The 12,477-nt window shown below is 53.5% G+C and carries 15 protein-coding genes; 10 read left to right on the forward strand and 5 right to left on the reverse strand.

Going from position 1 to position 12,477, the window contains the following annotated elements; genetic code table 11:
- Positions 1-270 precede the first annotated feature (270 nt).
- Together VMJ32_18410 and VMJ32_18415 are read left to right on the forward strand one after the other, a co-directional pair.
- Positions 271-1,371 (forward strand): ComEC/Rec2 family competence protein, encoded by a 1,101-nt coding sequence (locus VMJ32_18410; GenBank protein HTQ40994.1) that lies wholly within the window; start codon positions 271-273, stop codon positions 1,369-1,371.
- Positions 1,372-1,401: 30 nt separating this feature from the next.
- The gene (locus tag VMJ32_18415) at positions 1,402-2,007 is read left to right on the forward strand and encodes a hypothetical protein (protein HTQ40995.1); all 606 of its coding nucleotides are present in this window, start codon (positions 1,402-1,404) and stop codon (positions 2,005-2,007) included.
- On the opposite strand, the gene VMJ32_18420 is transcribed toward VMJ32_18415, so the two are convergent.
- A complete protein-coding gene (locus VMJ32_18420; GenBank protein ID HTQ40996.1) occupies positions 1,982-2,257 on the reverse strand; it encodes a hypothetical protein in 276 nt (91 codons plus the stop codon). The genes VMJ32_18415 and VMJ32_18420 overlap by 26 nt on opposite strands.
- A 152-nt stretch (positions 2,258-2,409) precedes the next feature.
- On the opposite strand from VMJ32_18420, the gene VMJ32_18425 reads away from it, so the two are divergent.
- The 5 genes from VMJ32_18425 (at position 2,410) to VMJ32_18445 (ending at position 7,482) form a co-directional block, all read left to right on the forward strand.
- Positions 2,410-2,853, forward strand: coding sequence for a hypothetical protein (locus tag VMJ32_18425; GenBank protein HTQ40997.1), 444 nt, complete (start codon positions 2,410-2,412; stop codon positions 2,851-2,853).
- 40 nt (positions 2,854-2,893) lie between these two features.
- Positions 2,894-3,361, forward strand: coding sequence for a helix-turn-helix transcriptional regulator (locus tag VMJ32_18430; protein ID HTQ40998.1), 468 nt, complete (start codon positions 2,894-2,896; stop codon positions 3,359-3,361).
- Positions 3,362-3,897: 536 nt separating this feature from the next.
- Positions 3,898-4,857 carry a hypothetical protein gene (locus tag VMJ32_18435; protein ID HTQ40999.1) on the forward strand — a complete coding sequence of 320 codons (960 nt, stop codon included), beginning with the start codon at positions 3,898-3,900 and terminating at the stop codon, positions 4,855-4,857.
- Positions 4,858-5,211: 354 nt separating this feature from the next.
- Positions 5,212-5,466, forward strand: coding sequence for a hypothetical protein (locus tag VMJ32_18440; GenBank protein HTQ41000.1), 255 nt, complete (start codon positions 5,212-5,214; stop codon positions 5,464-5,466).
- A gap of 657 nt (positions 5,467-6,123) precedes the next feature.
- On the forward strand, positions 6,124-7,482 hold the full coding sequence (locus VMJ32_18445; GenBank protein ID HTQ41001.1) for a ComEC/Rec2 family competence protein: 1,359 nt from the start codon (positions 6,124-6,126) through the stop codon (positions 7,480-7,482).
- A 61-nt stretch (positions 7,483-7,543) separates the two neighbouring features.
- Here VMJ32_18445 and VMJ32_18450 read toward each other — a convergent pair whose 3' ends face one another.
- Together VMJ32_18450 and VMJ32_18455 are read right to left on the reverse strand one after the other, a co-directional pair.
- A complete protein-coding gene (locus VMJ32_18450) occupies positions 7,544-8,374 on the reverse strand; it encodes a hypothetical protein (protein HTQ41002.1) in 831 nt (276 codons plus the stop codon).
- Positions 8,375-8,514: 140 nt separating this feature from the next.
- Entirely contained in the window at positions 8,515-8,703 is a 189-nt protein-coding gene (locus VMJ32_18455; protein HTQ41003.1) for a hypothetical protein, read from the reverse strand.
- Between the two features lie 210 nt (positions 8,704-8,913).
- On the opposite strand from VMJ32_18455, the gene VMJ32_18460 reads away from it, so the two are divergent.
- A complete protein-coding gene (locus VMJ32_18460; GenBank protein HTQ41004.1) occupies positions 8,914-9,867 on the forward strand; it encodes an IS1 family transposase in 954 nt (317 codons plus the stop codon).
- Between the two features lie 224 nt (positions 9,868-10,091).
- Here VMJ32_18460 and VMJ32_18465 read toward each other — a convergent pair whose 3' ends face one another.
- Both VMJ32_18465 and VMJ32_18470 read right to left on the reverse strand, forming a co-directional pair.
- Positions 10,092-10,940, reverse strand: a complete 849-nt coding sequence (locus VMJ32_18465) for a hypothetical protein (GenBank protein HTQ41005.1) — start codon at positions 10,938-10,940, stop codon at positions 10,092-10,094.
- A 95-nt stretch (positions 10,941-11,035) separates the two neighbouring features.
- Positions 11,036-11,620, reverse strand: a complete 585-nt coding sequence (locus VMJ32_18470) for a hypothetical protein (GenBank protein ID HTQ41006.1) — start codon at positions 11,618-11,620, stop codon at positions 11,036-11,038.
- A gap of 44 nt (positions 11,621-11,664) precedes the next feature.
- Between VMJ32_18470 and VMJ32_18475 the strand changes: the two genes are divergently transcribed.
- Both VMJ32_18475 and VMJ32_18480 read left to right on the forward strand, forming a co-directional pair.
- Positions 11,665-11,901, forward strand: coding sequence for a hypothetical protein (locus VMJ32_18475; protein HTQ41007.1), 237 nt, complete (start codon positions 11,665-11,667; stop codon positions 11,899-11,901).
- A 69-nt stretch (positions 11,902-11,970) separates the two neighbouring features.
- On the forward strand, positions 11,971-12,468 hold the full coding sequence (locus VMJ32_18480; GenBank protein HTQ41008.1) for a DUF1569 domain-containing protein: 498 nt from the start codon (positions 11,971-11,973) through the stop codon (positions 12,466-12,468).
- Positions 12,469-12,477: the final 9 nt, after the last annotated feature.

Here is a 12,477-nt window from a genome sequence, read left to right on the forward strand (position 1 = left end):
AACTCCTTTGAAAAATCCGGCCCGATCCGCTCTGCTTGCTGCTTGTGAAGGCCCTCCCTGGGACCGACCAACATAGCCGATGGCGATGGCGTTCGCCAAGGCGAAGTGCGCGCAATCTTTCCGTTCGATAGGAGAGCGTATAAGTTCCATACGTGCTGGGTAAGAGCTGGGTTTGCAGTGTGGCGTGGTGAGGTGGGACTTTTTGCGATAGGGCGGCAGTGGCGGCAGAAATGATTCCCTTACCCCGTCAAACGTGGTAGATTCGCTGCCATGAGCACGCCGCTGGTTGCATTGCCGAAAGTTCAACCGCGTAATTTGCCGGCGCCGGTGTCGGGCGTGGTTCCGCAGCGCGACTTGGACGAAGCGCGACCGGCGGCGCAATATCTGCCGCTAGTGTTGGTTCTGTGCGCGATGTGCGCGGGAATTGTGGCCGATCGGCTGGTTGGATGGAGCGAATTCATTTCGTTTCCGCTGTGGTGGGCATTGGCGGGCGCGGCGCTGGCGGCGTGGTGGTGGTTGAGGAATAAGGGGCGCGAACGGCTGGCGAGCGTGGCGGTGCTGTTGGCCGTGGGGGCCGCCGGGGGCGCATGGCATCACGAACAGTGGAACTTATTCGGCGCCGATGAGTTGGGCTTGGTCACCACCGAAACGCCGCAACCGGTGTGTGTGGAAGTGGACGTTGTTGGCACGCCGGAAAGTATTCCGGCTCCGCAATTTGATCCGCTGCGATCTCTACCAGCAGGCTTGCAAAGTCGTTGGCTGGCAGATGTGGTGGGATTGCGGGACGGTGCGCAATGGCGACAGGCATCGGGGCGGGCAGAATTTTCGTTGGAAGGCGAATTGCACGACGTGCATGCCGGCGATCGGCTGCGGATATTCGGCCAACTGGAAGCGCCGCTGCCGGCGGGGAATCCGGGGGAGTTCGACACGGCGTTGTACGAGCGCTCCAAGCGCGAACTGAGCATGATTCGTGTGAAAAAGCCCGAATGCGTAAGCGTGGTGGCGCACAGTTCGATGTGGAGCCCGACGCGGTGGATCGACCAGGCTCGGCAATTTGGCGACCGGATGCTGTGGGGTTATTTATCGCGGGAGCGGGCTGGAATGGCGGCGGCGGTGCTGTTGGGTCAGCGCGAGCAGGTCGATCAGGAAACGAACGAGGCGTTTTTGGAAACGGGGACGATTCATATTTTGTGCATTGCCGGTTTGCACGTGGGAATTTTGGCGTGGGTGTTGTTTGCGGTCTTCAGCACCGGGTGGCTGTCGCGGCGGACTTCACTGCTGGGCGTGATGCTGGTCACCGGCGCTTACATGCTGCTGACGATGGCCCAGGGCACTGTACCTCTAAACCCACACAGCCATTCTAACACTTGAAGGCCGGCGCGCCAGTCTTAAACTAGCGGAATGGATGCGTTTGAACTTCTCCGCAAGCAAGCCGCCCAAAAGCGCGATGCCCACGTTAAGGCCGCGCGTGCTGAATTCTGGCGGACTGTCGTAGCAATAAAAGCCCTGCGCCAGCGGCTCGACAGCAACGCCCCCAAGCCCCCTGTGCCGAACCCCAAATCGCTGATGGTTCTACTGCGGGAAAACATTCCGCATGATCGGTTGTTTTCTGCGGCAGACGCGATTGCGCTAATGGCCGATGCGGACCCGGAGCGGCGTATCCGCTTTCGCACCATCAGGCCCTACTTGGAACGGCTCGAAAAAAAGGGCATCGTTCACAAGATACGTCGTGGCACCCAAGGGGTGTTTTGGGCCGCTGCTGATTATGCGGGGCCGCTGGACCTATCTAGCACGCGGTTCATAACCGAAGTAGCGGCGGAAGCCCTGCACAAATTCGGACCGCTCACAAGCCTAGAGCTGGTTGTGGCGCTGCGGGCGGGTGGTTATCGAACCGACGCTCCGGCGCGGGCACTACTGAATAATGTTGCTACGTCACTGAGGCGCAATCGGCTGTTTCGGAAGGACGGCAAACGGTGGTCTCTCAAATCTGCTCTCGCTTCGCCTTAACGTCGGCCAGTTTGCGGCCGGTTATCTTCGCAATCTCCGCGTCAGTAAAGTTGCGGAACAATCCAAGTTCGGTCGGTCCCCATTTGCCCGGCATCCTTACTTGTCGCGTCCAAGAGGCGATTCCCAGCTTGCGGCGCTTGAGAGCGACCGACTGATGCGAAACACCAAGTTTCTTGGCAATCACGCTGTCCGACATCGTGCCTAGCAGGGCGATTTCGGGGGCGGTCCAATGGTGATGGCCGGGGTGCATCCCCCCATTGTAACGCGGGGGCAGCAGAAACGTGTATAATGCTGGCCCCCCCCCCAAATAATGGCAAATTTAACCACTTGACTTGCGCTATATAATTTTATATAGAATAACTGTGGGGCAGGTACCTACAGGCCCGATATAAGGAATCGGTGATGACAATAAGGCATGACGCATCGCACAAATTAAATTCTCCAAAGTACCTGGTGGTGGCAGTTGGCCCAGCAAAAATCGAAGGCAGAAAAATCCTAACGCCAGTTCAATACGCACACATGGTAGCGATTGAAAAAAGACTCGAAGATTGGGGCAATCGTGACGAATTGGCTGACTTGGATATTGAAAAAGTTACGAATCAAATCTGGGAATTGAAAGAAAAAGGTGGGCCGCTCCACAAGAAGAACATTCGAGTTTATTTTTCCGTATTGGAAGAGAGCCGTGAGGTTGTCGTTTTGAAAACCTACAAAAAGGAGCAAGATGGACAAGTTTCTAGGCATGTTTTGATTAGCGCTGAAGATCGGCTTGATGATTACGAGGCCGGGCTATTAAACGCCGGGAAATCCGTTCACATACCGACCGCAGTGCCAAAAAACGCCCGCTAGGATCGACCATCGCAACCCAATCGCTTCGGAGGACTAACACATGTCATTAACAGTGAGCAACGACAGGAAGCGCAAGCTCACAAAAGAGGAGGAATCCTTACTGAATTTACTGGAAAGGTTGCCCTTGAAAAAACAGGAGCGACTATTGGAACTTTCCAGGCTATTCAAAGATGCGTGCGACGATGCTGAGAAGTGCGAAATTCGCGAAACTATGGCTGAGGTTATATTCCGTGCTCGGCCATTAACCGCTTCGCCAGTCGATGATGACGTAACAAAAGTCGAGATCGACAAACTTTCTAATCATCGCCGTTATGTAGCTAAGCAGATCAAAAAACTCAGAGTCAAGTCAGGAATGACGCAAGGGCAATTGGCAAAAAAAGCCAAACTGCCTCAGCCGCATATTGCCCGACTTGAATCGGGGTACCATGCGCCGACGTATAAGACAATAGAAAGGATCGCTGGTGCTTTGGGAGTAGAACCAGGAATAATTGATCCAGCCTATGATTGATTCAGCAACATATCTGTTTTTTCCAAGTGACGGGCCGTTCTCTGAGTTTACGGAGAGCGGCCCGCGCTTTGGAAGTGCAGCGACTTTATAACTCGCCTGTGGAACGGTTCGCGCCGTGGGGTTCGATTCCCACCCTCTCCGCTAGCCTATTGCTGGCGTTTGGCTGCCCGGCTGAGGCAGCCCCTAACCCACTCAGATAGCGAAAGTCGCGCCTTATCGGCTGCCCGTTGATATAAGGCCCGTTCCGCGTCTGTCATGCGTATAGGCACGATTTTGGCCGGCTCCCCGCTGGGGTCACGGGCTGGCCTGCCCGGTTCGCGTTTGGTTTCCATGCCAATAACGTAATACGAAATTCTTTGAAAATCAAGTGCAAAGTTATTGACAGAAACCCGATAGTTTCGTATATACGTAAATAGAGCAAATGAAACCCCGGTCTTGCTGATAACAAGGCCGGGGGAACGAAACTAGGCTTTCGCCCAATCTCGCCTGAGAAACCTGATTGTAAGCGAAGGCCGCAACGAAAGAAAGCAGCGGCCATGATACGGATAACCTGCCAGCACGAAACCCGGAAGAAACACGGCAAGGATCGTAAGGGCAATCAGCGGTGGAAGTGCTGCCTCTGCGGCGCAACGATTACGTCCGCCGAACACCGCCGGCCACTCGGCGATATGCGGATTGACCTGGACGATGCCTGCCGCGTGTTGTCGATGCTCTTGGAAGGAATGAGCATTCGCGGTTGCTCGCGGCTAACCGGCATCAAAGCCAACACCATTTGCGACTTGATTCTACTCGTCGGCGAAAACTGCGAAAAGTTTCTCCGCGCCAACGTCAAGAATGTTGCCGCCGATCAAATCGAATTGGACGAAATTTGGGATTTCGTCGGAATGAAACACCGCACGAAAGAGCGCAAGGGATATATTAGCGAAGATGGCGATGCGTGGACGTGGCTGGCCATCGACGTTAAGAGCAAGCTGATTTTGTCGCATACGGTCGGCGGACGCGATGAATACACTTGCAACCGATTCTTGCAACAGTTGAACGGCGCTACGGCCGGCCCCTGCCAAGTGACAAGCGATGGCTTGCGAACCTACACAAACAGTGTGCCATTTTTCATGGGCAGCCGTTGCTCGTTCGCTCAATTGGTCAAAACGTATTCCAGCACGCAGACCGAAACACGTTACAGCCCGGCCACGATAATAAGCGCCGAAAAGCATCCAGTGTTCGGCAATCCAGACCCAAACAAAATCAGTACTTCGCGGTCGGAACGTTTGAATTTGTCGGTTCGGATGCACTGCCGTCGCTACACACGATTGACGAACGCTCACAGCAAAACGCATCGGCATCATGCCGCGATGACTTCGCTTTTCGTGGCGTGGTACAATTACTGCCGTTGCAACTCGGCGTGCGGCAAAAAAACGACGCCTGCGATGAAAGCAGCCCTGGCCGACAAGGTCTGGAGCGTGAAAGAATTGCTGGAGCTGGCGGCGGGGGCTTAGTGCGAACTGGACGTTCAGAGTCCGCGTAGACAGTGGTTAGGGGGAGATTTCTTCTGCGAACCAAAGCAATGGATGACAGATGATAAATCTGTGACCACTATAGGGTTTGTAGGGGCATGAGACTTGCAATCTCCTTAAATTGCCAAATCTCATACAACCAAAAGCTTGACGCTAATTTACCTAACAGCTATGATGCCAATGGGTTACGAATCGGTATTCGTTTTTAAGCAATCGCAGGTGTATAATACTTCCTCTTTTTTTCGATCAATTTAACAGCGCGAAGGACGCCACACGACCATCACTAATCGGCGCATGCAGGGAAGCGAAGCGCAGTCTCAAAAAGTGAGGCCGACCATGGCAACGACAGAACACCTGAAAACAGAACTTGAAACGTACGAAAACAATCGCCAAAAACTAATGGTCAATGGCGTGGGCAGGTACGTTCTAATCCAAGGTTCCAGCATCTTGGGAATCTGGTCATCCTACGAGGATGCGCTTAAAGCCGGTTATGAAAAATGCGGTGTTGATGGTAAATTTCTTGTGAAGCAAATTCAGGGGCCAGTTGATGGCATCCAGTTTTTCACAAGAGATTTCGCATGCCCAGTGTAACCGCTACAATTACTTCAACAGGGCCTGTTGTTCGTTTAGCTGTCTTAGTTAGCGTTCCGAAGGCAGACGCGCTTAGAGCTGCGGGTCGTCCAGTTCCCGTTCCTGTGGTTATAGACGGTCTATTAGACACTGGCGCATCAGGAACCTGCATTGACCCATCGACAATCAGCCAGCTAGGACTCACTCCCACTGGCTCTGTTCCAATAATAACTCCATCGACCGGGACAACGCCGCACATTTGCGATCAATACGATGTTGCGATTGCATTGCTTTTAGGTGCTGGAGGAGTTCACATCATTGACACGTTGCCGGTAATTGCGTCCCCTCTTGCGCACCAAGGACACTCAGCTTTAATTGGGCGTGACATTCTTTCGCGTGCAATCTTGATTTACAACGGCCACGAAAGCCACCTGACGTTGTGCTTTTAGTGGACGCATCAGCGGGGCTTTTTCTTTGCGCCCGTGGTAGAATGCCGTGCATGAAACCCGGCGCTTGGATAATGCTGATTGCCTTACTCTGCGGGCTCTTGTTTGCCCCTTACTTATACATTCGCCGTCGCCCACGGCTGTAAAATCAAAAATAATTTCAACCCCTAGCCGCTACCGGCCTTCCGTCCCCTGTGTTGTTCTGGCGGTACAGTGCCTGGCCCAGCCGCCGGTGATGCGAGCTACGCTGCTAGTGTGGATTGTGTGCATAGGCATGTGGCTGGGGCGAACGCGCATTGGCCTAAACAGCTTGGCGTTGGCGGGATTGGTGGTGCTGGCGATCAATCCGGCGGGATTGTTTCATGCGGGGGTGCAGTTGTCGTTTTTGTCGGTGGCGGTTTTGATTTGCGGCGGAGAGCGAATGTTTGGCGTGCGGCCGAGCGATCCGCTGGATCGGCTGATCGCCACGACTCGTCCGTGGCCGGAGCGGATGGTGCGCCGCGGCGTGGGGCATGTGTTCGAATTGTTTGTGTTGGGGGCGCTGTTGTGGGTGGCCGTTACGCCGCTGGTGATGGCGCGGTTTCATTTGTTCGCCCCGGCGGCGCTGGTGCTGAATGTGCTGTTGCTTCCCGTGGTGGTGGTGGCCATGTTGTCGGGATTTGGCGTGCTTTTGTTTGGGTGGTGGCTGACGCCGGCGGCCACAGTTTTTGCGTGGGCGTGCAACTTCAGCTTGAATGTGCTGGAATCGACGGTGAAGTGGTTTGCCCACTTGCCCGGCGGACGGTTTTGGGTGGCCGGGCCAAGCCCGTGGTGGTTGGCGGTGTTTTACCTGGGCGTGGCTGCCGTGGTGCTGTTGCCGCAGTGGCTGCCACCGCTGCGGTGGCGCGCGGCGCTGTTGGCCGGGTTGTGCGGCGTGGGCTTGATTGGCGCGCTGCCTGCCCGGGCAGATCATCACACGTTGCGCTGCGAATTTATTGCCGTTGGACACGGCGGCGGCGAATTGTTGGAACTGCCTGATGGCAAAACGTTGTTGTTCGACGCTGGCCGGATGGGCGCGCCCGTGGGGGGAGCGCGATCGATCAGCGCGTTTTTGTGGTGGCGGGGGATTACGCACTTGGATGCGGTGGTTCTGTCGCATGCCGATACCGATCATTACAATTCGCTGCCAGAATTGTTGCAGCGGTTTTCGGTGGGAGTGGTGTACGTATCGCCGGTGATGTTTCGCGAAAAATCGAAGGCGTTGCACGTTTTGAAAGACAGCATCGAAGAGTCGGGGACGCCGCTGAAATCGATCTATGCGGGCGACCGGTTAAAATTGGACGACGGCGTAACCATCGACGTGCTGCATCCGCCGCCGGGCGGTGTGGTTGGAAACGACAACGCCAACTGCCTGACGCTGGCGATAGAATACAGTGGGAGGCGGATATTGTTTACCGGTGATTTAGCGCCGCCCGGCATGGATATGGTGATGAACGGCGAGCCGTTTCATTGCGATGTTTTGCAAGCACCTCATCACGGCAGCGCGTATTCGGAGCCGGAAGGTACTGGTAAACGAACGTGTGGGAAAAATAAATTCCCGCCGGTCGTGTAAACAGTGCCTTCCTGGAAATGCTGATACGTGACGGGCAACCAAATTACAACCCAGAAATAGGCTACGGACCTCCCGCTTCAAGAATTCCGACGGAGATTATTGCATACTCTTTGTCTGGCATCGCCTTATTAAAGCGATTTAGAAGTTCATCTACTGTTTTGACGTTTTCGTCTACAGCTATAAGTTCTGGATATTTATCGGTAATTATTTGCGGTATATGTCCGGTAGTTCTTAGGACCTGCGCTAGTTGTTTAATGGCCGGAGTTTCTTTCTTGGCCAAGATTGCAATGCCTTTGTGTTGTGCAGACTCAAAGACTATCGGCGGTGAACGCACGGCTGTTTTGGATTCCCAGGTCGCTCTGTTTAGAACATTTGCATATTGCCAACTGATGCTCGGAAATCTGGGTGCGGCAATATCAAGTGCGATTGGAAATTGTTTTCCTAGTTCGCGCAGGGCAGGAACCAATTCATCGAATTGGTCCGTTGTAATAATGCCTTGGTTGGAAACGTATTCCTTTCCTGATTCAGCCATTGCTTTCAAAGCGGACTGCAACTCCTCGATTCGTTTTGCAGAGGTACTTTCAACCGTTTCAGCGCGACTTCTAAGGGTTACTATCTCTTGTTTGTTCGCTGCTGCTATCGCACTTCGGTGCCTCTCCTCGAATATCCCGCAAACTACTTCAAGCACAATTCCGCCCAGTACAGCAAAACCGCCAATGAGTACAAATACGTGCCAAAAATTAGCCCACCATTCGGCATTTGCAATTGCGGAAGCGTCCATAGACTTGCCCTCAAGCGATGTCGAAAAGATTTCATTCGGGCTAGTAGCATTGTGGCTGCTACTGCGCCAACGCAGACGCCGGTACAGGCGATAAATAGCGTTTCCTAGCATGGCGCGAACCTGCCCATTGATTTGCTCTCTTAATCGCTCTGTACTTTTATGGAGAGCGACGCGCGCCTTGGTGGCGCAGCAGCTTTATACCCTGCCGGAGCGGTCGTAACAACGATGGGATCGAAACCCTTGCTCTCCGCTTAGCCGCGCCGTTGTGCGGCCTTTAGAAGCACCGTACGCGCCCATAAGCGGGCCTCAGTTGCGTCTAGTAGTTGCTTTTCGTCCAGAGTTAGCTTGACGGAAAACACTTGATCCCGCCGCTCCGAGGCGTCTTTAGGCTTGCGCCCGGCCCCTTCCCGTTTACCGCCGTGTTGTGGTTGTTTTGCCATGCCCAGATTATTTGAAAAAAGTTTCCGAAAATCAAGCCCAATCTATTGCAATCCCTTTTGATTTTGGTATACTGAAATCAAGTGAGAAACAAAAACCCCGTCAAAACCCGGCAAGGTTTCGGCGGGGCAAGACAATCCAGGCCGCTAAGCCCGAATCGCCCAAGTAAACGAATTCTAGCTTAGCCGGCCGCAACTGAAAAGGTTACGGCAATGGTTATCTCAACTTGCTCCCATGAAAAAGCCCACAAACACGGCAAAGCGGCCAGCGGTGCGATTCGTTACAAGTGCGCTCTGTGCGGCAAATCTTTCGTCAAAGAATCCTCCAAGCCCATCGGCAATATGCGGATTGACGCCGACAAGGCCGCATTGGCGCTGTCGATGCTGTTGGAAGGAATGTCGGTCCGAAGCGTCCAGCGCCTAACCGGCTTGTCTCGTCCGACGTTGGCCGACTTGATTTTGGTGGTCGGTGAAAACTGCCAACGGTTGCTCGACTCCAAGATTCGCAACGTCGCCGCGAAAGATGTCCAGCTTGACGAAATTTGGTCATTCGTCGGCATGAAAGAAAAGACCCGTTTCGCCCGCAACCACGCACTGGAGTTCGGCGATAGCTGGACGTTCATTGCGATTGAGCGCGATACGAAATTGATCCTCGCCCATCAAATCGGACAACGTGACACCGAAACGTGCTGTGCGCTGCTGCAAAAGCTAAACGCTGCCACCACGGGCCACTTTCAATTGACCACCGATGGTCTACGTGCCTACACGTTGAACGTGCCGTTCATTCTCGGCACGCGGGTGGACTTCGCACAACTGATAAAAGTCTACTCCAGCACGCAAGAACAAACCCGCTATAGTCCGGCCAAAATAATAAGCGCTGAAAAGCATCCGATATTCGGCAACCCGGATGAAAACAAAATCAGCACTTCCCATATTGAGCGGCTCAATCTCACGGTGCGCATGACTCTGCGTCGTTTCACGCGGCTAACGAACGGCCACAGCAAGAGCTTAAAGCACCACGCGGCCATGCAGGCGATTTTCTTCGCCTACTATAACTTCACCCGCAAGCATGAAACGCTAAAGGGCCAGACGCCGGCAATGGCCAGCGGATTGGCCGACAAGGTTTGGAGCGTGAAGGAGTTGCTGGAGAAAGCAGCGACAGATTGACGCTACTTACTTTCGTCACTGCCTTCGCTAGAAGACGATAATACAATTCCGCTGGCAGTCACGAATGCGCGTGATTGTTTGTTCAAATGCTGATTGACGCTCGGAGTATCGCTTTCGATTTGACTAACGCGATCAGCAAAACTTTGCGGAAAAGGTACTAACTCTATCTCCTGCCGCGATGCACGTAAGATTTGACTAATAGATTCTGGCATGTAGGGGACCTCCTAGCCGCCTGTTATAAAAGGGTACACGATACCTAGCGCGTCGGCAAATGCCATTAGAGGTTCAATGTGCATTTGCATAAAAGGATTTTCGGCAGAAGAAACATACAAAATGCCCACCATTGCCTTTTTACCTCGAATATATCCGTTAATCGGTGCTACCATCACAGTTTTAATATCAGTCAGGCTATCTGTGGCTGTTTCAACCCATACTCCATTTTCAATCGCTTGCCTAATGTTACGGATAAAATAAACTCCAAGTTTATTTTTTATTCGGAGTAATCTAGCAATGCCTTGTTCAGCAGGAAAGGACTGCGAAAGTTCAGCCCGGTTTGGATTTAACCTTTTTGATCTTCCAACCGTGGTGTATTTATCCGGCGACTCAGCTAATCGAATGGACGCGCCGACGCTGTGGTCGCCAGTAGCGCTACGAAAATAATCTGCAATCCGCTCTGCTGCATCACAGTGAAATTGCCTGTAGCGATGCCGATAGAGTTTTTTGTCGCTTTCTTTGTCGCTCACTGCCATTTTGATTATCTCATTTACATCCTCTCTCAGGCAGTGAAAAAATTGGTGCGCTGCTTTTCCAACCCAAAGTTGTGCAACACGCAATCGACGTACCACATACAAAGAAACCGTGAGAACAGTGAATGCTAAAACAAGAGATAATGTGACCCACCAAGGCTTCTCCAACCAAATAGAGACAATCGTGGAGATTCCCTCAATCACCGTCGCACCAAAAATTGTGCGAGCCCGTAGTGCCCAACCGAATCCTTCTCGCCAGGCAGTTGATGGATCGGCTTCGGGATACCAACAATTTTTGCTTAGGCTTTCGGCAAGACTAATATCCACTGAAATAACTCCATGTTGCTAATCATGGTGTAAACCGGTGAAGATAAGGTCTGGGAAAATCAAGGTGTTAGCTGAACAGCCATACACAGCAGAGATTACTTTGCTACACTCCACTTGCCGGACCTCTCGGCAAACCAGCCCCGGTTCTTTTTCATCGCCACCGCCAGCGCATTCCGCAGGCCCCGCTGCGTCATGGTGGTGCGATAGCCTTGCTCCAACATGCTCACGGCTAGCTCTGTGATATTCAGACTGCGCCCCTGTAGCACTTGCGCCGCTACGTCCACGAGCCGCATATCCTCAAATGGTGCTGGCTGATGATCTACGCCTACCCGGACATAGACTGCCGGTTGTGGCCCCTTAGCCTTGGTGAGCCGCTTGACGATGCCCCGCTCCCGTAATCGGCTGATATGGCTGTCGATGGAATGCCGCTGCCACACGCGGCGGGAGTTCATTGCTTCCAGGGAAGCCATGACATCGACGGTCGTAAACTCACGGTCCGATGGCAAGACGCTGTTAATGCACTCAGCGATGGATTTATGGCCCGATAGGTCTTTGCCGAGAATATCCTGTTCCAAGGCCGCGATTCTTACGAGCGTCGTTTCGTAAGCGTCTTTGATGGCGTAGATGGCCTTGTCTCTTTTCTCACGCGCTTTGCGCCGCAATTCGTTGAAGGCTTCCATGCCCAGCAATGTAATACTGGCGCGCTGGGGCGTAAAATGCTATGATGAAATCCCACACGTTCGTTTACCAGTACCAGCCGGAAAATTTTTCGGCTTGGACCGCACCCAAATGGGCCATCATCTGCGGCAGCAATCTCGACGGCAAAATTGCCGGGCCCATTTACCAATCGCACGGAGCCACGGTTTTGAATACTGCCCAATACGGCGAGGTGACTGTAACCATCGATCACGGACAGCTCGATGTGCAAACGTTCCGGCAACCGAAAAACAGAGATAAATGACGGCTCACTTGATATATTCGGAAATCCACCCGAGGTGCCAGATATTCAGTCACAATCGAGGATTTAACGATGAGCTCACCGACAACCAACACGCCCGTCAACACAACCAAAGTTACCGGGCGGCGGGAATTGCACTTCACCAAACTCGCCGACATTCAGGCCGAAGCGGAGCGCTTGGCGGCCGGGCCGGTGCGGCAGCTGGGGAACTGGACGCTGGGGCAAACGTTTTCGCACTTGGCGCGAACGATGAAAATGTCGCTCGACGGCAGCGATTTTCGCGCGCCATGGTACATTCGATTGCTCGCGCCGCTGTTGAAGAACAAATTTTTGCGCCAGACGATGAAGCCCGGTTTCAAGCTCACGGGAGATGCCGCCAGACAGTTAGTGGCCGAAGTGCCGGTTCCCACGCCCGATGGTTTGGACGATTTGCGGAAAACCATGGACCGGATGAATTGCGAACCGCAGCGGCACCCCAGCCCCGTGTTTGGCCCGATGACGCGCGAAGAATGGGATCAACTGCACCTGCGGCACTCCGAAATGCACCTGAGCTTTTTCGTGCCGGAGTGAGCGGGCTGG

The sequence above is a fragment of the Pirellulales bacterium genome, from assembly GCA_035499655.1.
In the GTDB taxonomy this organism is placed as follows: domain Bacteria; phylum Planctomycetota; class Planctomycetia; order Pirellulales; family JADZDJ01; genus DATJYL01.

Bases quoted from the DNA above. Each gene is read 5' to 3' on its own strand.
- VMJ32_18410 (HTQ40994.1), top strand. From the start codon at position 271: ATGAGCACGCCGCTGGTTGCATTGCCGAAAGTTCAACCGCGTAATTTG.
- VMJ32_18415 (HTQ40995.1), top strand. From the start codon at position 1,402: ATGGATGCGTTTGAACTTCTCCGCAAGCAAGCCGCCCAAAAGCGCGAT.
- VMJ32_18420 (HTQ40996.1), bottom strand. From the start codon at position 2,257: ATGCACCCCGGCCATCACCATTGGACCGCCCCCGAAATCGCCCTGCTA.
- VMJ32_18425 (HTQ40997.1), top strand. From the start codon at position 2,410: ATGACAATAAGGCATGACGCATCGCACAAATTAAATTCTCCAAAGTAC.
- VMJ32_18430 (HTQ40998.1), top strand. From the start codon at position 2,894: ATGTCATTAACAGTGAGCAACGACAGGAAGCGCAAGCTCACAAAAGAG.
- VMJ32_18435 (HTQ40999.1), top strand. From the start codon at position 3,898: ATGATACGGATAACCTGCCAGCACGAAACCCGGAAGAAACACGGCAAG.
- VMJ32_18440 (HTQ41000.1), top strand. From the start codon at position 5,212: ATGGCAACGACAGAACACCTGAAAACAGAACTTGAAACGTACGAAAAC.
- VMJ32_18450 (HTQ41002.1), bottom strand. From the start codon at position 8,374: ATGCTAGGAAACGCTATTTATCGCCTGTACCGGCGTCTGCGTTGGCGC.
- VMJ32_18455 (HTQ41003.1), bottom strand. From the start codon at position 8,703: ATGGCAAAACAACCACAACACGGCGGTAAACGGGAAGGGGCCGGGCGC.
- VMJ32_18460 (HTQ41004.1), top strand. From the start codon at position 8,914: ATGGTTATCTCAACTTGCTCCCATGAAAAAGCCCACAAACACGGCAAA.
- VMJ32_18470 (HTQ41006.1), bottom strand. From the start codon at position 11,620: ATGGAAGCCTTCAACGAATTGCGGCGCAAAGCGCGTGAGAAAAGAGAC.
- VMJ32_18475 (HTQ41007.1), top strand. From the start codon at position 11,665: ATGAAATCCCACACGTTCGTTTACCAGTACCAGCCGGAAAATTTTTCG.
- VMJ32_18480 (HTQ41008.1), top strand. From the start codon at position 11,971: ATGAGCTCACCGACAACCAACACGCCCGTCAACACAACCAAAGTTACC.